The organism is Thiorhodovibrio litoralis, assembly GCF_033954455.1.
In the GTDB taxonomy this organism is placed as follows: Bacteria; Pseudomonadota; Gammaproteobacteria; order Chromatiales; family Chromatiaceae; genus Thiorhodovibrio; species Thiorhodovibrio litoralis.
This window is the reverse complement of sequence record NZ_CP121473.1, coordinates 2,630,376-2,650,245: the sequence shown is the minus strand read 5'-3', so window position 1 is coordinate 2,650,245 and position 19,870 is coordinate 2,630,376. Positions and strand designations below refer to the sequence as shown.

Here is a 19,870-nt window from a genome sequence, read left to right as displayed (position 1 = left end):
CACGCAAGCCTCACACATGAGGGAGGGACATCAAGGTGACACCTGAAAATCGTGCTGCCTATTGGAAGGCAAATCTTCGGTTGCTCGCAATCCTGCTGTAATCTGGTTTGTGGTTTCATACGGCTTCGGCATTCTCCTCGCGCCAGCGCTTAATAGTATCCATCTCGGTGGCTATCCGCTCGGTTTCTGGTTTGCCCAACAGGGCTCCATTTACGTGTTTCTGGCTCTGATTTTTGTCTATGCCAGCCGCATGAACAAGCTCGACAAACAATTCGGCGTGGACGAGCAATAAGGAGAACCGCCAATGGATAATCTCTCACTCTGGACCTACTCGGTCGTCGGCGCGACCTTCGCGCTCTACATCGGCATTGCCATCTGGGCCCGTGCGGCCACCACTGCCGAGTTCTATGTCGCTGGCAAGGGTATCCACCCGGTCGCCAACGGCATGGCCACCGCCGCGGACTGGATGTCAGCCGCGTCCTTCATCTCCATGGCCGGCTTGATCGCCTTCAACGGCTATGGCGCTTCAGTCTTCCTGATGGGCTGGACTGGTGGCTATGTGCTGCTGGCCCTGTTGCTTGCACCTTACCTGCGTAAGTTCGGCAAGTTCACCGTGCCTGAGTTCATCGGAGATCGCTACTACTCACAGGCTGCTCGTGTCGTGGCTGTGATTTGCCTGATTCTGGCCTCAATCACTTACGTTATCGGTCAGATGAAAGGCATCGGCGTCGCCTTCTCGCGCTTCCTGGAGACCAGCTACGATCAGGGTCTCTATATTGGTATGGGTATCGTGTTCTTCTACGCCGTGCTCGGTGGCATGAAGGGTATCACCTACACCCAGATCGCACAGTACTGCGTGCTGATCCTGGCCTACACCATCCCGGCCATCTTCATCTCGCTCAACCTCACCGGCAACCCGCTACCGCAGCTTGGCCTCGGCAGTGAATACGTTCCGGACGGCGTCGCCTCGGGCATGAGCCTGCTCGACAAACTCGACCAGGTCGTCACCGATCTTGGCTTTAAGGAATACACCACTCAGGTCATGGGCAGCACGCTAAATATGTTTGCCTATACCCTGTCGCTGATGATTGGTACCGCCGGCCTGCCTCACGTCATCATCCGCTTCTTCACCGTGCCCAAGGTGGCTGACGCACGTTACTCCGCTGGTTGGGCGCTGGTCTTCATCGCCATTCTCTACACCACAGCACCTGCAGTCGGCGCCATGGCGCGTCTGAACCTGATGGATACCATTCAGATTGGTCCGGTCGGCGAGGAAACCGGCAACCTGAAGTACGAAGACCGTCCAGAATGGTTCAAGAAGTGGGAAACCACCGGCCTGCTGCAGTTCGAGGACAAGAACGGCGACGGTCGCATTCAGTACTACAACGACAAGAACGAAGACTTCGCCGCCGAAGCCGAGGGCTTTGGTTGGAAAGGCAACGAGATGGTCAAGGTCGACCGCGACATCATGGTGCTGGCCAATCCGGAAATCGCCAACTTGCCGAACTGGGTCGTCGCACTGGTGGTTGCCGGTGGTCTGGCCGCTGCGCTCTCGACTGCGGCCGGTCTGCTACTGGCCATCTCCTCGGCCATCTCCCATGACCTGCTGAAGGGCATCTTCAAGCCCGACATCTCCGAGAAGGCCGAACTCAACGCCAGCCGCGTCTCCATGGCCGGCGCCATCGTGGTGGCCGGCTTACTCGGCCTAAACCCGCCGGGCTTCGCGGCAGGAACCGTGGCCATCGCCTTTGGTCTGGCAGCCTCGTCAATCTTCCCGGCACTGATGCTCGGCATCTTTGACAAGCGCATGAACAACACCGGCGCAATCTGGGGCATGGCATCCGGCATTACTGTCACCATGCTCTATGTCTTCCAGCATAAGGGGATTCTGTTCATCCCCGGCACCGAGTTTATGATGGGCATGTCGCCAGACTGGTTCTTCGGCATCTCGCCGAACGCCTTTGGTGCAGTGGGTGCGATCATCAACTTCACCGTAGCCCTGATTGTGTCGCGCTTGACACTGGCGCCACCCGAGAACATCCAGGCCCTGGTCGAGGATGTCCGAGTGCCGCGTGGTTCGGGTCCAGCCTCGCACATCAGTGCCGCGCTCGACCACTAATGCCCGGCTCCTTCAAACAACAGCGGCTGACGCTGTAACTGACAAAGCCCCGCTCTGCGGGGCTTTTTTTTTATCAGCCGGTGCTTCTCGCAGGCAAGGCGTGCTTTATGCCTGCGTCCTGACGCGGCTGGTCATTTGTCCAGAGATGCCTCGCGTACGGCGATGATGCGAGGGAGAATTTTCTCAAAGCTATCCACCAGATGCGGATCAAAATGCCTTCCGCGCTCGCGTTTGAGCAGAGCGACGGCGTCCTCGATGCTCCAGGCGGCTTTGTAGGGCCGGTCAGAGGTTAAGGCATCGAACACATCGGCAACAGCGGCGATGCGCCCGACCAAAGGAATGTCTTCCCCGGCAAGTCCGTGTGGATAACCGCTGCCATCCCATTTTTCGTGGTGGGTTAGCGCGATAATGCTCGCAAGCTCGATCAGTGAATGGCTGTCGTCGGCGTTCTGGCCGATGATTCTGGCGCCGATTTCGGCGTGTCGACGGATCTCAGCAAATTCGGCCTCGTCGAGGCGATCGGGCTTGCGCAAAATGTGGTCCGGGATGCCGATCTTGCCCAAGTCGTGCATCATGGCGGCATGCTGCAACAACTTACAGAAGTCTTCCTCCAGACCATGGGCTTGTGCAAGCAGACCGACGTAGCGGCTCATGCGCACCACATGCAGACCGGTTTCCTCATCCTTCAGCTCGGCCGCACGCCCGAGTATTTCTACAACTTGCAGCCGAGTCCGCTCAAGCGCCTGGGTGCGTTCCCGCACCAGGGTTTCGAGATGGCGTGTCTGATCGTAGAGCGCGAGTTGCGTTCGCACGCGCGCCCGGACAATCACGGGTTTAATCGGTTTTGTAATATAATCCGCCGCGCCTAGGTCGAAGCCGATGGTTTCGCCTTGGAATTTATCCAAAGCCGTGACGAAGATAACCGGGATATTCTGAGTCAACGGGTTGCTTTTCAGGCGTCGGCAAACTTCGTAGCCGTCGCGGCTATTCGGCTATTGTGCCGCACTGGCGCGACCTTTAACATGACGGCTCTAAAGAGCCGGTGTCGGCGCGGTTATGCGACCGGTCCTCAGAGCCCCCAATGTCAGGCGCTGCCCGTGGGAGTCCACCGATGCATCTCGCCCGTGACTATTTCGAGTTTCAGCGACTGACCGGCAATCGCGGTCTGATTTTCTCCTTCGTCGGTTTTTTGTCCGAGGGGATTCTGTACTCCCTCGGCGAAGCGCTGAAACAGAAAATGACCCTCGAAGACACCGACGCGAACGTCACCAAGCGCGTTTTCTCCGTCTTTGTCGAGCAGGTGCAAAATATCCTGCGGTATTCATCGGAGCGCTTGATCGACCCGCCCAGCCAAGCGACGGCACTCAGCTCGGGCATGGTCTCGGTCGGTCGCGAGGCGGATGGCTTTTTTGTCGTCTGTGGCAATGTGGTGCGCGAGCAAGAAGCCATTGCACTCGATCAGCGCCTCAGCGCCATGGCGAAAATGGACAAGACCGAGCTCAAGGCGCTTTACAAAGAAAAACTCAGAGAACCCGCAGAGTCCGATAGCATCGGCGGCAATGTCGGTCTGATTGAGATCGCGCGTCGTTCGAGTCGGCCAATTGAGTTCGACTTCGTTCCCGTTGGCCAGCAACAGACATTTTTCTGTCTCAAGGCCTATATTTAAGTTGCCTGATCAATTACTCGGCCAGGCCACTCACCCGGTCATCCAATCAGGTCATCCAATCCGGTCACCCGCAATCCGCGCCCAGTTAAGTCCGCGCCGAGACAGCATGCAACCGATCCACCGCGAAGCCACCGAACGCTCCCCCGCGCTCCTGTTTGATTTTGAGCATCATCGCCTCTCCCTGGCCGGTGAGTCCTATCCTGAGGATGCGGCGGCCTTTTTTGGTCCCCCGCTCAAGGCGATGGCGGAATATCTCGACGGTCTTGTCGATGCGCGCGTCGAGCTTGAACTGCGGATGACCTACTTCAACAGCAGCAGCGCCAAGGCGCTGATGAACATGTTTCAGCTCCTCGAGCACGCTGCATCGCGCGGGGTCTCGACGCGCGTACGCTGGTTTTTCGACCCCGAGGATGACGCCATGCAGGAGTTTGGCGAGGACTTCGCGGAAGACTTCGAGCATGGAGAATTTGAACTGGTGCCGCTCCCTCAAGGCCAGGATATCTCGCCATGATCCAACCCATCGAATCCCCCGACGCGAGCTTCACGCTCTTTGCCTACGAGGAGAAAATGCTGGACCAGGCGGAAGCCATGGTGCAAAGCCTGGATCGCATTCCCGAGGGCCTGCCCGAAGGCTTCAGCCTGCTGCGCGATGCCTACCGCCGCAGCTATCGCGAGTCGCACCGGCTGCTGCGCATCAGCGATCGGCTGCAGCTCGATCTGCACCGCGCCAATCAGCAACTGTCCGAACAGACCACAAAACTCCAGGCCCTGAATGACCAACTGCATGAAGAGATTCAGCACCGCAAGGTGCTCGAAGCCGAACTACGCCGGATGGCGACCACGGATGAACTGACCGGCATTAGCAACCGTCGGCATATTCTGGAACTCGGTGAGCATGAGGTCCGCCGCCACCGTCGCACCCAACAGCCGCTGACCCTGATGCTGTGCGATCTCGATTATTTCAAGCAGGTCAATGATTGCTATGGTCACGGCATCGGCGACGACGTGCTGTGCCATTTTGCAGATCTGTTTCGCTCTGAATTGCGCGAGGGTGATGTAGCGGGACGTTTGGGCGGGGAAGAGTTTCTCGGTATTCTGCCGGAAACCACCCTTGACGACGGGCTGCAGGTCGCCGAACGTCTGCGCGAGCGCCTGGCACAGGCTCAAATTCAAAGCCAGCGTGGGCCCATCCAACTGACACTCAGCATCGGGGTGGCGTCACTCGCCAAGGATGAACCGCTGAACCGCGCCATCGCGCGCGCTGATCGCAGCCTCTATCGCGCGAAAGATGCCGGACGCAATCAGGTGGTCGCGGACACGCCAGATGCAGCGGATGCACCGATCACGAGTGACTGAGCATCACGTGAAAACCGTGCTTGGCCTCTGCGCGCTGACGCTGCTGGTGCTCTCGGAGGCGCCCGCGCAAAGCGAGACCTACAGCGTCGGTGTCGAGCAGATCGATTATCTCCCCGTGCATGCTTGCCAAGATGGCCGCTGCATGGGCGTCTTGCCGGAACTGCTCGACGCCTTTGCCGAAGATCAGGGCATTCGCTTCGACTATCGCCCGCTCCCTGTCTCGCGTTTGCTGAGCAGTTTTCTCACTGGCCAGATCGACTTCAAGCTGCCCGACCATCCCGCTTGGCAGCGCGATAAACGTGCGGGCTTCGAGATTCACTACAGCCGGCCCTTGCTGGCCTTCACCGATGGCACCCTGGTGCGCCCCGAACGCGCAGGCCAGGGTCGCGCCAGCATCAAGACCCTGGCCACGGTGATCGGCTTCACGCCCTGGGCCTGGCAACAGGAGATCAGCCAAGGCCAGGTCCAGTTGCGCGAGAGTCTGGACTTCGAGGCACTGATGCGCCAGACCATCGCCGGGCGCGTCGATGCTGCCTATGCCAACACCCAGGTTGCGGCCTATCAGCTCGAACAGGGCATCGGCCAGCCCGAAGCACTGGTGTTCGATCCCAGCCTGCCGCATTCGCGCGATCACTACCACCTCTCCACCCTGAAATATCCGCAGGTCTTGCAAGCCTTCGATCACTGGCTGGAGCGGTCCGCCGCTCAGGTGCAAGCCATCAAGGCGCGCTGGGGGCTGGGTCAGGCCGACACGGAGAGGACAGATCCGATTGAAGGCGCCCGCTGAACCGCTCACGCCAAACCCCGACTTGGCGAACGCCCAGGTGACCTTCTGGCGCGGCCTCACCTTCAAGCAGGCCACCATCACCCTGCTGGTGGTGTCACTACTGAGCTTATCGACCGGCGCCGCTCAGCTCTATCTGCAATGGCGCGGCATGCGCGCCGACCTCCAGGCCGAAATCGACCGCACGCTCGCGCTGGTGCGCGGCTCCGCAGCCGAAGCGGCTTTCCAAATGCATCCCGAGCTGGCGCGCCAGCTTATCAATGGACTCCATGCCCTACCCGCCCTTTCTGCGGCCGAGCTGCGCGACAACTTCGGGCAGGTGCTCGCTGAGATCAAGCCCGCATCGGCATCAACGCCGACGGTCCTGGTGCGCGCGCTGGCGCCCTCCTTTACCGACATCCTGCATTACCGCCTAGTCCTGCATGATCCCCAGAGCGCCCCCGAGGCATCTACAGGGCCGGGCGAACCCATCGGCACCCTCAGCCTGGAACTCTCGGCCAATGCTCTGGCCGCCAGCTTTCTGGTCCAAGCCCGCACCAACCTGCTGGTGACCACAGTGCAAATCCTGCTGGTTTCGGCGCTGGTGGTGGCCGTGTTCTATTGGATGATCACCCGCCCGATCCTGCGACTGTCCGATGCCATTACCGAGGTCAACCCCGGCGCACCGGGACACTGGACACCGCCACGACTGCGCGGACACCAGCGCGACGAGCTTGGCATGTTGAATCAGCGCATGGCCGCTCTGCTCAGCGCCTTTCAGCAGGGTCTCAATCAGCGCGATGCGGCCGAACAGGATCTGCGTGCGCTGACGGCGGAACTCGAAGCCCGCGTTCAGGAACGGACCTGTGCGCTGCACAGCGCGATGCAGGACCTTGACCAGCAAAAATCCGCGCTCGAGCAGGCCTTCGGCGAACTCGACAGCACCCATGCCCGGCTCGCCGATGCCAATGATCAACTGCTCGCCAGCATCAATTATGCGCGGCGCATTCAAAACGCCATTCTGCCCGCGTCAGATCGCATCAGCCTGCACCAGGCTGAAATGGCCGTGCATTGGGAGCCACTGCAAGCCGTGGGCGGCGACTGGTATTGGTTTGAATCCCTGGCGGATCAGCCGCTCATTGTGCTCGCCGACTGCACGGGGCACGGGGTTCCTGGCGCCCTGATGACGCTGCTGGTGGCCTCGGCCCTAGAGCGCATTTTGCACGAGCAGGGATTGCGCGACCCGGTTGAGATACTCTATGCGCTTGATGATCTGGTTCGCAAACGCATGCGTCAGGATGGTCACGAAAGCGTTGCCGACGATGGGCTTGAAGCGGCGGTTCTTTGTCTCAACAGGGACTGCACCCAGGCACGTTTCGCCAGTGCCGGCATTGCGTTGATCCAGCTCGGCGCCGATGACCGGGTAAAGGTCTATCGCGGTGGACATGCGCACCTCGGCTACGCCAGTCTGCCGCCACCGCGCCGGATCGAACTGCATCGGCTGGAGATCGCACCCGGCGATCTGTGTCTGCTGCTAAGCGATGGCGTGACCGATCAAATGGGCGGCGAGCCGCAGCGGCTCCTGGGTCGCCGCCGCTTCATCGAACGACTCAAGCACAGCCGCCAAGCCAAGCTGCATGACTGGATGCTCGCGCTTGAACAGGCACTTGCGGCCTATCGGGGTGAGCAGGCGCGCCGCGATGATATGACGCTCATCGCGATTCACAAGAATGATTGATCAACGGCGAGTCGCGCCGGATTCGTGCCCGTGCCGACGGAGTCAAGAAAGACATCGCCGGCGCACACCAGTCTGCCCATCATTGAGGATCTGATCGAACTCGCCCAGACCCTCCACGCGGATGCTGAGGATGTGTTTCGCGCGCATCAAACCCAGCTTGCCGCAGTGCTATCGGCTAAGGACTTCGCGACCGTGACGCGTCACATCGGCCAATATCAGTTTTCACAAGCGGCAACTCTGCTTGAACAAGTGCATAATCGCATGCAAGCCAGTGCTACTTGACCAACCTCCTTACCGCTCGCTTCGGCGCGCACCCAGACGGAGCCCACATGGACATCGAGCTGATTGAAATCCGCGATTTCCTGGCCAGTCACCCGCCCTTCGACGCCCTGCCGGAGGATGTCCTGGCGACCTTGCCGAAGCGGCTGACGGTGCGTTATTTGCGTCGCGGCTCAAAGTTTCCGCCGGAGGATGAAAAAACCCCGGCACTTTATATTCTGCGTCGCGGCGCCATTGAACTGCGCGACCGCAGCGGCGAGCTGATCGGCAAGCTGGCCGAGGGTGACACGGCACCGAGCGCCTGCGATGACCGCCGCATTCAGCGCGGTATTCAGGGGACAACCTCAGAGGACTCCCTGATCTACCTGCTGCCCTGCGAGGTCCTGGGCAAATTGCGGGCGGAATACCCGGATTTTGCCGCTCATTTCGACCAATCAGTCTCCGAGCGACTGCGCAGCGCCATCGACAGCGTTACGGAGCGCGGCCCGATCGCCGGCACCAGCCTGATGACGGTGCGGGTGCGGGATCTGATTGGCGAGAATCTGGTCAGCGCCGCGCCCGAGACCAGCATTGAGCAAGCCGCGCGTATCATGAGCGAAGCGCGCTGCTCGTCGCTGATCATCATGGACAACGACCGCCTGCGCGGCCTGCTGACCGTGCGCGATCTGCGTGACCGCTGCCTGGCGGCCGGCCTGTCGCCGCAGCGCCCGGTCAGCGAGATCATGACCCAGACCCTGCATACCACTGCGGCCGACACCCTGGGGTTTCAGGCGCTGCTCACCATGTCGCGGCTCAATGTGCATCATCTGCCGGTGATGCGCGACGGGCAGGTGGTCGGCGTCATTTCCACCTCGGACCTGGTGCGCTTCCAAAGCGCCAATTCGGTCTATCTGGTCGGTGATATCCACAAAGCCGAGGATCTCAAAACGCTGGTCGCCACGGCGCGCAAAATCCCGGAATTGCAGATTCATCTGGTCGCATCCGGCGCCACCGCCGATCAGGTCGGCCAGGCCATCACCGCGGTCACAGACGCCATTAACCTGCGTCTGATCGAGCTGGCCGAGCGTGACCTCGGCCCTCCGCCCTTCCCTTACTGCTGGATGGTCGGCGGTTCCCAGGCCAGGCGCGAGCAGTCCGCGCATTCTGATCAAGACAATGCCCTACTGCTCGCCCAGGCGCCAACACCGGAGCAGGATGCCTATTTTCAGCAGCTCGCAGCAAAGGTGACCAACGGCCTCAACGACTGCGGCTTTGTCCACTGCCCTGGCGATGTGATGGCGTCCAATCCGCAATGGCGCCAGCCCCTGAGTACCTGGCGGAACTACTTCGAGGATTGGATTGAACGCCCGCAGCCTCAGGCGTTGCTGAATGCGAGTGTCTTTTTCGACCTGCGCGCGCTGCACGATCCGGAGCATCTGTTTGAGAGCCTGCAGCGCGAAATCCTGCGCAAGACTAGCGAAAACCGCATTTTTATCGCGCACATGGCGGCCAATGCGATCAAACACCGCCCGCCTTTGGGATTCTTTCGCAACTTTGTGCTAATTCGCGGGGGCGAGCATGATCACACCTTCGATCTCAAGCTGCGCGGTACAGTGCCCATTATCGACATGGCGCGCGTACACGCTTTATCGGCAGGAATTCCCGATGTCAACAGCCTCGAACGGCTGCAGATGGTTGCCGGCAGCGCCGCGCTGAGTCGCGATGGCGCGGCCAATCTGGTCGATGCGCTCGAGTTCATCGGCACCCTGCGCGTGCGCCATCAGGCCAATCAGCTGCGCGCGGGCGAGGATGCCGATAATTTCCTCTCGCCAGACAGTCTTTCGCCGCTTGAGCGCGGCCACATGAAAGACGCCTTCGCGCTCATCGCCTCGCTGCAGGAAACCCTTGGCCAGCGCTATCAGGCCGGGCGTTTTTCCTGATCACCCATTTCCTCATCACCCATCCCCCATCTGCCGCCAGACCCGCATGAAAAACGACGTCCTGCTCGAAGCCCGCCGCCGTTGGACCATCTACAATCTGCCGTTCGGCCCGCTGCGCGACTGTTACTCCCACCCGCTGCCGCGCGCGAATCTGGACTACCGCGACACAGATTATCTGGCGCTCGATCTGGAAACCACCGGGCTCTTTCCGGTAAAGGATCAGATTTTGAGCTTCGGCTGGGTTCCGATCGACGGCAACCGCATCCGCCTTGAGGGCGCGCGGCACCGCCTGGTGCGCGCCGCACAGCCCATCTCTGCCGACAGCGCGGTGATTCATCAGATCACAGACGACCAGGCCGCCGAGGGCGAGCCGCTGAAGGATGTGCTGGCCGATTGTTTGCGCGCCCTTGGCGGACGGGTGTTGGTAGCGCATCATGCGCGCATCGAACTTGGCTTTCTCGCCGCCGCTTGCCGCCAACTATTTGGCCAGGAGCCGCTGCTGCGCGTGGTGGACACCCTGGCCCTGGCTCGACGTAGCCTGGAGCGTCGCCAGCAAGCCTACCGGCCGGCCGATGTGCGCCTGCATGCGCTCGCCGAGCATTACAATCTGCCGCAGTTGGCCGCCCACAACGCACTTTCAGACGCGCTCAACACCGCGCAGGTGTTCCTTGCCCAGAGCGCTTACCTGGATACGGGCAAGCCCTTGTTGCTGCGCGACCTGCTGACCTGAATCCCTAAGGAGACCCTGACCATGCGCCTGTTTCTTCCCACGCTGATCGCCCTGACCATGCAAGCCGTGACGCCGCAGGTGGTTCTGGCGCAGTCCGATCGCGATACGCTGTTTCAGATTTCCACCATCGATGCCCTGCTCGCCGGCGTCTACCAGCCGCTGGCCACCCTGGATGAAGTGCTCACGCACGGCGACTTTGGCTTGGGCACCTTTGCCGGTCTGGACGGAGAACTGATACTGATTGACGGCGACGTCTATCAGGCCGCCTCAGACGGCCAAGTGCGCACAATGCCGGGCGACACTGCCACACCCTTCATCAGCCTGACATGGTTCGACGCGGATGAACACCTGGAGCCGCCCTCTGATCAAGACTACGCCGCCTTCAAGACTTGGCTGGAAGAGCGCCTGCCGAGTCGGAACCTGACCTATGCCGTGCGGGTCGAGGGTAATTTCGCCAAGGTACATTACCGCAGCGTTCCGGGTCAGAAACCGCCCTATCGGCCGCTGAAGGAAGTCGCCGCCGAGCAGACCTACTTCACCCGCGAGAATATCTCAGGCACCCTGATCGGCTTCTGGTGCCCGAGCTACGTCAAGGGGCTGAACGTACCCGGGTTTCACCTGCATTTTCTCTCCAACGATCGCGAGTCCGGCGGTCACCTGCTTGATTTCACCCTCAGTGAAGGCAAAGTCACACTCGACCCAACAACCGGCTGGGCGCTGGAGATGCCCATGGACAAGGCATTCTTGCAGGCGGACCTGAGCGCGGATCGCGCTCAAGCGCTGCACAGTGTTGAGCAGGGCAAGTCGGGCAAGGACTGAGAACCCTGATAGCGACCGATTGGACGGCGGCGCAGATCGCAGGCAGCGTGGATGGGCTCCAGGTCGCTCAGGCGCATTGCGTGCTAGGGTCGCTCAGGCGCGTTGCGTGCGCGGCCTGTCCATCAGCTTTGTCGGCGCATCCGAAGAGGACGCACGATCGGCTGAGCTCTCCTTGCTAGCCGAGTGCTCTGTGCTGGCTGGGTTCTCCGCCGATTGCTCGACCTGATTGACGCGCACCAGGGCGACTGTGATGTTGTCCACACCACCGCGCTTGCAGGCGAGCTTGATCAAGGTATCGGCCGCCGTCTCGAGCGAATCCGCGGCGTTCAGTACATTGCACAGCTCCTCGTAGGGCACCATCCCCGTGAGGCCATCGGAGCAAAGGAGAAACAAATCCCCCTTAGCGAGCTCGACGCTATCCGTCGTTGCTTTGATATGCGCAGCCGATCCAAGTGCACGGGTCAGCACATTGTCAGTGATGCCATATTCACGCGCATCCGCCAGGGTGGGGAAGAAGCCTTGATCGACCACTTCCTGAATAAAGGAATGATCCCGCGTGAGTTGCTCCAGGTTCCCGTCGCGCAACCGGTACATGCGCGAGTCGCCAACGTGCCCATGCACCATCCAACCCTGGCCGAAAAACCCCATCACCACGGTCGTGCCCATGCCGGAGCACTCTGGCTTTTCCTTGGCGCGGCGAATAATGGCGCCGTTGGCCTCGTCAACAGCGGCTTCCGTCAGCAGCTGGGCGATGCGTGGCTCGGAGCGGCTCGGCGCGCGATTGACGAAACGCTCGGAAATCAGATCGACGGCCATGCGACTGGCCACCTCTCCGGCGCTGGCTCCGCCAACCCCGTCGGCCACGATCGCGAGGTATTGCTCTGGATGCACGGCCACCGAGTCTTCATTGCCCTTGCGGACCATTCCCACGTGCGTGCGACAGGCAAATTCCAATGCCGGTGTTTGTTCAGCCACTGCGAACCACCTCTCTCACCTCAAGCCTCCCGACGAAGAAACCCAGGCGGGAATAAAAGGCCTTTGCTTGTTATCGAGCCACCGCACGTCAGCGGCTCGCGTCTCTTTCTGGACATCAGTCTATCTGGGCATCCGCCTATTGCGCTCTCACGCCGACTTGCCGGTCCTGGGCCAAAATCCGCCGTTGCGGCATGAGCGACAGGCACTCTCAGTTGGCCGCGGCGTTCTCGGCGCTGTCATCAAGCATTTTCGCCAGGCGTTTGGGCTCGACATAGCCAGGCACCAGGTCGCCGTTCTCGAGCACGATTGCCGGAGTTCCACGGATGCCGAGTAACTCGCCAAGCTCCATCTGATCCTTGACCGGGTTTTCACAGGTTGCATTTTCCACCGACTCGCCATTCTTGGCAGCGGTCATTGCCGATTTCTGATCCTTGGCACACCAGACCGAGACGGCCTTGTCATAGGACGGGCTGCCAACGCCGCTGCGCGGAAAGAACAGATAGCGAACGCTGATTCCTTCCTTATTATAGCCGTCGATCTGGTGATGGAGCTTACGACAGTAGCCACAGTCAATGTCGGTGAAGACGGTAATTGTGTGCTTGGGATCATCGGCGGCAAAAACGATCGACTCATCGTCCTTCACCCCTGCCATGGTGCGCTGACGCGCATCTGCCTGCGCCGCGTCGGCGATATTTTCCCGACTCTCGAGATCAACAATGGCGCCATCGATCAGGTAACGGCCGTCGGCGGTGACAAACATCACCTGCGGCCCGATATCCACCTGATAAAGCCCGTCGACCACCGAAGGCTTGACCGAGGTCGGCTTGTGATCAGGCAATACCTTGGCCAGCGCCGCGCGGATATTCGCGGCCTCATCGGCCAAGGCCGCGCCGCCGGTCAGAACCATCCCCAGGGCAACCGCCGCGGCCATTGTGAGCGACCGCGCAGCACGGTTGTGGGGCTTGTTGAGTGTGATCATGTTGGAGAAATCCTCGCTGGAAAAATCTTTAATCGCGGAAATTTGTAAAGGTTATCGGCAAATTCCAGCCCGTGTTGCGCAACTCAGCAATGGCGTCCTGGAGGTCGTCGCGTTTCTTGCCAGTGACCCGCAGTTGATCGCCCTGAATCTGCGCCTGGACCTTTATCTTGCTGGCCTTGAGCGCCTTGACCATGCGCTTGGCGGTGTCTGAGTCGATGCCCTGCTTGACACCAACATGCTGGCGGGCTGCATTCAGTGTGGTGACGGGTTCCTCGACCTCAAGTGCGGCGAGGTCGACCGAGCGTTTGACAAGCTTCTGGCGCAGAATGTCCATCATCTGCCCAAGCTGAAATTCCTGCTCAGCGTGCAGATCGACAGCATCAGCGGACAGCTCGAAGCGCGCATCCACCCCTTTGAAATCGAAACGGGTTCCGATCTCCCGATTGGCCTGATCGACCGCGTTACGGACTTCCTGCAAATCGGCCTCGGCCACCACGTCGAAAGACGGCATCAAGCCTCCAAACAAGTTCAGTCAGCACCTAAAGGCCAAAAGGCTATCATAGATTCGCGCCGTGGCGAGAATGTTTGCGCGGGCATGCCCTCAGGCACGCGGATGATGCTTGGCGTGCAGTTCTTGCAGCCGCGCGTTGGCCACATGGGTGTAGATTTGGGTGGTCGACAGGTCGCTGTGGCCGAGCAGCATCTGCACCACGCGCAGGTCGGCGCCGTGATTGAGCAGATGGGTGGCAAAGGCATGGCGCAGGCTGTGCGGGGAGAGCTCGACCACGATGCCAGCCTCGAGTGCATAGCGCTTGATCAGCTGCCAAAAGGCTTGGCGCGTCATGCAGCAGCCACGGCTGGTCGGGAAGACATGAGTACACTGGCGCGCGCCGAGCAACTCCGCGCGCGGTCCGCGGGAAAAGTCCGCCAGCCAGGCCAGCGCCTCCTCTCCCAGGGGCACCAGCCGCTCCTTGCTGCCCTTGCCGAGCACCCGCACCACGCCCTGGTTGATGCTAACGGAATTCCATTCCAGGCTGACCAACTCCGTTACCCGCAGGCCGGTGGCGTAGAGCACCTCGAGCATGGTGCGATCCCGATGCCCGCGCGCAATATCCGTATCCGGTGCCTGCAGCAGCGCTTCGACATCGCCCTCGCTCAGGCTGCGCGGCAGGGGGCGCCCGAGCTTGGGCGCATCGATGCGGGTGCTTGGGTCCTTGTCGATCAGCCCCTGGCGCAGCAGATGGCCATAGAACTGGCGCAAACAGGACAGCACCCGCGCCGAGGAGCGCGGCTTGAGCCCCTTGGCAGCCAGGGCGCCGAGATAGTCGATCAGGTCGATGCGATCGGCTGCGGCCGGCTCGCGATCGCGCGCTGCCTCCAGCCACTCGCAATAGGCGCGCAGATCGGACTGGTAGGCAGACAGGGTATTGGCGCTCAGCCCCCGTTCCATCCACAGCGCATCGGCAAAGGACTCCACCACCACAGCGGTTGTATCTTTCATGCGCCAAGCTCCGTCAGATCCACACCCTCATACCGCAACAACCAGGCTTTCACGTTCATGGAAGCACCCAGGGTCTTCCCGGCAAAGCCACCAAGCCCCCGACTTGCCACCACCCGATGACAGGGCACGATGATCGGACAAGGATTAGCGCGGCAGGCATTGCCAACCGCCCGCGCGCTGCTGCCAAGCTCCGTCGCCAACTCACCGTAGCGCCGCACCGAGCCGGGTGGAATACCCTGCAGCGCACGCCACACCCGTTGCTGAAAAGCCGTTCCCGCAAGCCGTAGCGCGATGCCGAAGGCATGCGCCGGATCGCAAAAATAGGCCCGGAATTCGCGCTCGAGCCAGGCAGGCGCCGGCACGCCCTCGCCCGGCAAAGCGCCCTGATCAACCGGCAGGCGAACACCCGCGACTAGGTATCTCTCCTCCCCCTCCTGCCAGCAAACGCCGAGCTCGCCGAGCGGGGTTTCGATCACGCTGTATTTGGGTTCAGACACCGTCAGCCCCCTGCACTGCCACCCCGCGCCAACGACTCCCCTCGGCTCTAACAGCAAGCGCGCAGTTGCGACAAAAGATAGCGCATCGGTGAAAGGCTATAATGGCGACATCTTGCAAGCTACCAGGGAATGAACCATCTTGACCGAATCCGATCTGCCATTTTGGGAGGCCATCCCGCTGAAGGCCATGGCCCGGGCACAATGGGAGTCGCTGTGCGATGGCTGTGCGAAATGTTGCCTGAATAAGTTCGAGGACGAAGACACCGGGGAGATCCATTACAGCAATGTCGCCTGCTTTCTGCTCGATCATCAAAGCGGCCGGTGCCAGGATTATCCCAATCGCTCCACCCGCGTGCCGGACTGCGTGACACTCACACTCGAGACACTGGAAAGCCCGGGCTGGCTGCCGCAAAGCTGCGCCTACCGCCGTTTGGCCGAAGGTCAACCACTGCCGTCATGGCATCCGTTGATCACCGGCGACGCGGATTCTGTCATCAACAGCGGCAACTCGGTACTCGGGCGCATTGTTTGCGAAACCCAGTCGGATGATCCCCTGCTGCATCTGATTGATTGGGTGCGCTAAATGATGTCGCCGGAAATCATACTCGCGTCCAGCTCGAAATACCGCAGGGCCCTTCTCGACAAGCTCGGGCTCGACAAGACCACACAGGGCTACCGCTCCGTGTCACCCGATATCGACGAGCATCCCCTCCCTGGCGAAGCGCCGGCCGGGCTGGTCGAGCGTCTGGCCATCGCCAAGGCCCATGCGGTCGCCCAAAGCCACCCTGAGGCATTGATCATCGGCTCCGATCAGGTCGCCAGCATCGATGGGCAGATTCTCGGCAAGCCCGGCAACCATCAGGCGGCCATCGAACAACTCGAGCGCCTGTCCGGACGCCAGGTCTGTTTCCTGACCGGGCTTTGCCTGCTGAACGCCAAGACCGGCCAGACACAGAGTTGCTGCGATCCCTTCTGGGTGTCCTTCCGGCATCTGACACGGGAGAAGATCCTCAGCTACCTGGAGCGCGAGCAACCTTACGATTGCGCCGGTGCTTTCAAGTCGGAAGGCCTCGGCATCGCGCTCTTCTCGCGCCTGGAGGGCGAGGACCCGAACAGCCTGATCGGCCTGCCGCTGATCCGCCTCGTCACCATGCTGGAGCGCGAAGGCATCGAGATCCTGGGAGGATCACCTGCCTGAGTGATCGCAGCGAGAACGATTGCAACGACTCCTATTGCAGCGAAAACTATTGCACAGACAGGGTCCCGTCGATCCCAATCAGCCGCGCCCAGGTGAAGGCGATGGACGAACCGAGCTGGTCGGTGACCTTTTCGAGCAGGTCCCGCTTGCGGCTGTAGGTGACGATCTCCTCTGCGCCGATCAGATCGCGGGCGACACTGCTGCTGCTGCCAAGGCCATCGGCCAGGCCAAGCTCGATGCTTTCGGCGCCGCTCCAGAACAAACCGGTGAACAGCTCGTCGTTTTCGACCAGCCGGTCGCCTCGGCCTTCCTTGACCGCGGTGATGAACTGCTGATGCAGCCCATCGAGCAGGCGCTGGACGAAGGTCTTGTCAAATTCATCCAGCGGCGAGAAAGGATCGAGAATGCCCTTGTGCTCGCCCGCGACCAGCAGCCGGCGATCGATGCCAAGCTCGTCAATCGCGCGATTTAAGCCGAAGCTGCCAATGCGCACGCCGATGGAGCCGATCAAGCTAGCCTTGTCGACATAGATTTCATCAGCGGCGACGGCAATGTAGTAAGCGCCCGAGGCGCAGGCATCGACGGCGACGGCATAGACGGGCTTGTCGGGGTATTTTTCTTTCAGCCGCCGAATCTCGTCGTTCACGTAGCCCGACTGCACCGGACTGCCGCCGGGACTGTTAATGCGCAGGATGACGCCCTTCGCCTTGTCGGCCTTGAACGCCTTGCGCAGCGCCGTGATGATCTTATCGGCGCTGGCTTCGGTATCCGGCGCGATGATGCCGTCAATCTCGATCAGCGCCGTGTGCTCTTCGCCCGCGCCGACCGACTCGCTGAGGCTGTCGGCATTGACCACCAGCAGAAGGATGAGCACATAAGCGAGCGCGGCAAGCTTGAAAAAAATGCCCCACCGGCGCCCGCGGCGCTGATCGCGCAGGAACTCGACCGCCATGCTGTTGATCAGCGCCCGCTCCCAGTTAGGGTCATCGGGATCGGGTAGTTTGCCGGTTGGCAGTTGGCGGAAAGGCCAGAGCTTCATTCAGTGCATCTCCAATATCGGTGGCTAGGTGTTAGGGGTCCGGGTGTTGGGGTCTGGGGCGGAGTTCAGGCATCGGGCCCAGCGCGCGCCGCAAGCCACGCGGGCAATTCGCCGATGGCATCGATCAAGCCCAGGGGCTCGCAGGCAAGCAGCCGCGCACTGTCATGCACGCCATAGCTGACGCCAAGCGAGGGCATGCCGGCGCTCTTGGCCATCAGCAGGTCGAATTCGGTATCGCCAATCATCAAGGCCGCATCCGCGCGGGTGCCGAGTTCGTCGAGCAGCTCGAACAGCATTTGCGGATTGGGCTTTGAAAGGGTCTCATCGGCGCAGCGGGTAGCGTGGAAATAGGGCCCAAGTCCTGATTGTACGAGTGCCCGGTCGAGCCCAATGCGACTCTTCCCGGTGGCCACCGCGAGCAGCAAACCCTGCTCATGCAGCCCGCGGACCACTTCTCCGGCCTGCGCAAACAATGGCGCCGGCGTCGGGTCATCGCCGAGAAACCGACTGCGATAGCCATTCATCAGCCGGGCCCTGGTCTCAGGCGTCGCGTCTGGACACACCGCACGCATGGCCTCATCAAGCCCAAGCCCGATCTGGGCGCGCATCAGCTCGGGTGGCGGCGGGGTCAGTTCCTGTTCGATAAAGGCCGCGGTCATAGAGTTGACGATGCGCGCGGCCGAGTCCATCAGGGTGCCGTCCCAGTCGAAGATGATCAGCTCGGGTTGCATGGAGAGTCGGGATCTTTGCGGAAAATGATGGTGAAGGCTATTGCCACGAAGCTTCTTGTTGGCGCTGTCAGCGCTTGCTGGAGTCTTCCGACGGCTCGACCCGCAGCCTCGTCAGCACCTGCTCCAAATCGCGCGGCAGCGAGGCACTGAGCGACAGCGGCTCAGCCTCGGGATGCGGGCGAAAGCCCAGCTCGGCCGCGTGCAAGAATAAGCGATTCAACCCCAGTCTGCTCAGATGACGATTGCCCGCGCTATCGCCGTACTTCTCATCGCCGGCCACCGCGGCTCCGATGTGCGCGGCATGCACGCGAATTTGATGGGTGCGCCCGGTATCCAGGCGCACATCCACCAGGGTAAAGTCAGCGAAGGCTTCCCGCACCCGAAAACCCGTCCGCGCCGCCTTGCCCGCGACGGGATCGACCCGGACCACCCGCTCGCCGCCGCGCAGCAGGTTCTTGCGCAGCGGGGCGCGCACTTCAATGCGCTCGCGCGGCAAGCCGCCGACCAGCAAGGCGAGGTAGCGCTTGCGCACTTGCCCCTCGCGCAGTTGCTGATGCAGCCAGCGCAGGATCGCGGGTTTTTTGCTGATCAGCAAACAGCCCGAGGTGTCGCGATCGAGCCGGTGGACCAGTTCCAAAGACTGTTTTGGCCGCAGCGTGCGCAGCGCTTCGATCAAGCCCAGGTTGAGCCCGCTGCCGCCATGCACCGCCAGCCCCGCTGGCTTGTCGATCAGCATCAGGCCCTCATCTTCATACAGGATTGACGCATCGAGCCGCTGCTGTAATCCCGCCGATGGCGCGGCGCTCGCCGCGACGGGGGCGAGACGCACGGGCGGCAGGCGCAGGGTGTCACCACAGGCAAGCCGCGCTGAGGGCTTGACCCGGCCGCCATTGAGCCGCACCTCGCCGCTGCGCAGAATGCGGTAAATCAGGCTTCTCGGCGCGCCTTTGAGCTGTGCGAGCAGGAAATTGTCGATCCGCTGCCCTTCGCGGTCCGCGTCAATCTGCAAATAACGCACGCCGCCCGAGGCGCGCTGCGTGCCACCCTGCGGATTTTCCCCAGAGGACGGCCTGTCCGAAGACGTTGCCGGGGGGAAGCTGGTCGGTTTTGGTTTGCTCAATGAGTGTTTCACTGCTATCTTGACGGGTCGCAAATAAATCTGTGCAACCCGTTGGTCCATTTGCCGTATTGGTCGCCGTGCTGGCGAGTCCAGTCGGCTGGCACGGTTTATCCGACAGTTCGTGTCGGAATTGAAGGCGGCGACCGGAGTCTGACTCAGGCCGGCTTCGACCCAGATTGATACAGACGTGAACCCGTTTTTTGATCCGACCGGAACATAGTGTAACGGGAATCACGCCGGCTCATGCCACGGCTCGTTAGAGTCTGCGAGAGATTGCCTTGGCATGGCTGGCGGGTGAAGAACATTTTGGTGTGTCCCATCTGGGACACACAACCATGATCGGTTCGCGGACTCTGGCGGAGCCCGCGACCCTAAGCAAATAACCAGCCGCGCGCAAGAGGATCGATGCACATCCGGTTTCTTGAAGTCAGCGCGCGCGAG

The 19,870-nt window shown here is 61.3% G+C and carries 21 protein-coding genes and 1 pseudogene; 13 read left to right on the top strand and 9 right to left on the bottom strand.

What is annotated here, in order from left to right; translation table 11 throughout:
* Positions 1–35 precede the first annotated feature (35 nt).
* Together Thiosp_RS11790 and Thiosp_RS11785 are read left to right on the top strand one after the other, a co-directional pair.
* A pseudogene (locus tag Thiosp_RS11790) lies at positions 36–292 on the top strand (DUF4212 domain-containing protein).
* Positions 293–304: 12 nt separating this feature from the next.
* The gene (locus Thiosp_RS11785; protein ID WP_201066271.1) at positions 305–2,119 is read left to right on the top strand and encodes a sodium:solute symporter family protein; all 1,815 of its coding nucleotides are present in this window, start codon (positions 305–307) and stop codon (positions 2,117–2,119) included.
* A 131-nt stretch (positions 2,120–2,250) separates the two neighbouring features.
* Here the strand turns inward: Thiosp_RS11785 and Thiosp_RS11780 are convergent, their stop codons facing one another.
* Complete coding sequence (locus tag Thiosp_RS11780) at positions 2,251–3,060, bottom strand: HD domain-containing phosphohydrolase (protein WP_242518513.1); 810 nt, start codon at positions 3,058–3,060, stop codon at positions 2,251–2,253.
* Between the two features lie 170 nt (positions 3,061–3,230).
* On the opposite strand from Thiosp_RS11780, the gene Thiosp_RS11775 reads away from it, so the two are divergent.
* From Thiosp_RS11775 to budA, 9 genes are all read left to right on the top strand, one after another.
* Positions 3,231–3,785 carry a SiaB family protein kinase gene (locus Thiosp_RS11775; RefSeq protein ID WP_009147662.1) on the top strand — a complete coding sequence of 185 codons (555 nt, stop codon included), beginning with the start codon at positions 3,231–3,233 and terminating at the stop codon, positions 3,783–3,785.
* 106 nt (positions 3,786–3,891) lie between these two features.
* A complete protein-coding gene (locus tag Thiosp_RS11770; protein WP_201066269.1) occupies positions 3,892–4,296 on the top strand; it encodes a DUF1987 domain-containing protein in 405 nt (134 codons plus the stop codon).
* Complete coding sequence (locus Thiosp_RS11765) at positions 4,293–5,141, top strand: GGDEF domain-containing protein (protein ID WP_201066268.1); 849 nt, start codon at positions 4,293–4,295, stop codon at positions 5,139–5,141. The genes Thiosp_RS11770 and Thiosp_RS11765 overlap by 4 nt, the downstream gene beginning before the upstream one ends.
* Positions 5,134–5,928 carry a transporter substrate-binding domain-containing protein gene (locus Thiosp_RS11760; RefSeq protein ID WP_201066266.1) on the top strand — a complete coding sequence of 265 codons (795 nt, stop codon included), beginning with the start codon at positions 5,134–5,136 and terminating at the stop codon, positions 5,926–5,928. The genes Thiosp_RS11765 and Thiosp_RS11760 overlap by 8 nt, the downstream gene beginning before the upstream one ends.
* A complete protein-coding gene (locus tag Thiosp_RS11755) occupies positions 5,912–7,642 on the top strand; it encodes a SpoIIE family protein phosphatase (RefSeq protein ID WP_242518512.1) in 1,731 nt (576 codons plus the stop codon). The genes Thiosp_RS11760 and Thiosp_RS11755 overlap by 17 nt, the downstream gene beginning before the upstream one ends.
* Before the next feature lie 30 nt (positions 7,643–7,672).
* Positions 7,673–7,924 (top strand): hypothetical protein, encoded by a 252-nt coding sequence (locus tag Thiosp_RS11750; protein ID WP_201066263.1) that lies wholly within the window; start codon positions 7,673–7,675, stop codon positions 7,922–7,924.
* 47 nt (positions 7,925–7,971) lie between these two features.
* Entirely contained in the window at positions 7,972–9,840 is a 1,869-nt protein-coding gene (locus tag Thiosp_RS11745; protein WP_201066261.1) for a DUF294 nucleotidyltransferase-like domain-containing protein, read from the top strand.
* Positions 9,841–9,886: 46 nt separating this feature from the next.
* Positions 9,887–10,570 (top strand): 3'-5' exonuclease, encoded by a 684-nt coding sequence (locus Thiosp_RS11740; protein ID WP_201066259.1) that lies wholly within the window; start codon positions 9,887–9,889, stop codon positions 10,568–10,570.
* A 21-nt stretch (positions 10,571–10,591) separates the two neighbouring features.
* The gene (gene budA, locus Thiosp_RS11735; RefSeq protein ID WP_201066257.1) at positions 10,592–11,389 is read left to right on the top strand and encodes an acetolactate decarboxylase; all 798 of its coding nucleotides are present in this window, start codon (positions 10,592–10,594) and stop codon (positions 11,387–11,389) included.
* A 93-nt stretch (positions 11,390–11,482) separates the two neighbouring features.
* Here the strand turns inward: budA and Thiosp_RS11730 are convergent, their stop codons facing one another.
* From Thiosp_RS11730 to Thiosp_RS11710, 5 genes are all read right to left on the bottom strand, one after another.
* The gene (locus Thiosp_RS11730) at positions 11,483–12,364 is read right to left on the bottom strand and encodes a PP2C family protein-serine/threonine phosphatase (protein WP_323697081.1); all 882 of its coding nucleotides are present in this window, start codon (positions 12,362–12,364) and stop codon (positions 11,483–11,485) included.
* Between the two features lie 208 nt (positions 12,365–12,572).
* Complete coding sequence (locus tag Thiosp_RS11725) at positions 12,573–13,343, bottom strand: thioredoxin fold domain-containing protein (RefSeq protein ID WP_201066255.1); 771 nt, start codon at positions 13,341–13,343, stop codon at positions 12,573–12,575.
* Between the two features lie 28 nt (positions 13,344–13,371).
* On the bottom strand, positions 13,372–13,854 hold the full coding sequence (locus tag Thiosp_RS11720) for a YajQ family cyclic di-GMP-binding protein (protein WP_201066253.1): 483 nt from the start codon (positions 13,852–13,854) through the stop codon (positions 13,372–13,374).
* A 90-nt stretch (positions 13,855–13,944) separates the two neighbouring features.
* Positions 13,945–14,844, bottom strand: coding sequence for a site-specific tyrosine recombinase XerD (xerD, locus tag Thiosp_RS11715; protein ID WP_201066251.1), 900 nt, complete (start codon positions 14,842–14,844; stop codon positions 13,945–13,947).
* Entirely contained in the window at positions 14,841–15,341 is a 501-nt protein-coding gene (locus Thiosp_RS11710) for a methylated-DNA--[protein]-cysteine S-methyltransferase (protein WP_323697080.1), read from the bottom strand. The genes xerD and Thiosp_RS11710 overlap by 4 nt, the downstream gene beginning before the upstream one ends.
* Before the next feature lie 139 nt (positions 15,342–15,480).
* Between Thiosp_RS11710 and Thiosp_RS11705 the strand changes: the two genes are divergently transcribed.
* Together Thiosp_RS11705 and Thiosp_RS11700 are read left to right on the top strand one after the other, a co-directional pair.
* The gene (locus Thiosp_RS11705; protein ID WP_201066249.1) at positions 15,481–15,924 is read left to right on the top strand and encodes a YcgN family cysteine cluster protein; all 444 of its coding nucleotides are present in this window, start codon (positions 15,481–15,483) and stop codon (positions 15,922–15,924) included.
* Positions 15,925–16,539 carry a Maf family protein gene (locus Thiosp_RS11700; protein WP_242518511.1) on the top strand — a complete coding sequence of 205 codons (615 nt, stop codon included), beginning with the start codon at positions 15,925–15,927 and terminating at the stop codon, positions 16,537–16,539.
* Positions 16,540–16,585: 46 nt separating this feature from the next.
* Here Thiosp_RS11700 and Thiosp_RS11695 read toward each other — a convergent pair whose 3' ends face one another.
* From Thiosp_RS11695 to Thiosp_RS11685, 3 genes are all read right to left on the bottom strand, one after another.
* Positions 16,586–17,578 carry a S49 family peptidase gene (locus Thiosp_RS11695; RefSeq protein ID WP_201066247.1) on the bottom strand — a complete coding sequence of 331 codons (993 nt, stop codon included), beginning with the start codon at positions 17,576–17,578 and terminating at the stop codon, positions 16,586–16,588.
* A gap of 65 nt (positions 17,579–17,643) precedes the next feature.
* A complete protein-coding gene (locus Thiosp_RS11690; RefSeq protein WP_201066245.1) occupies positions 17,644–18,309 on the bottom strand; it encodes an HAD-IA family hydrolase in 666 nt (221 codons plus the stop codon).
* Between the two features lie 67 nt (positions 18,310–18,376).
* Positions 18,377–19,429, bottom strand: coding sequence for an RluA family pseudouridine synthase (locus Thiosp_RS11685; RefSeq protein ID WP_242518508.1), 1,053 nt, complete (start codon positions 19,427–19,429; stop codon positions 18,377–18,379).
* Positions 19,430–19,870: the final 441 nt, after the last annotated feature.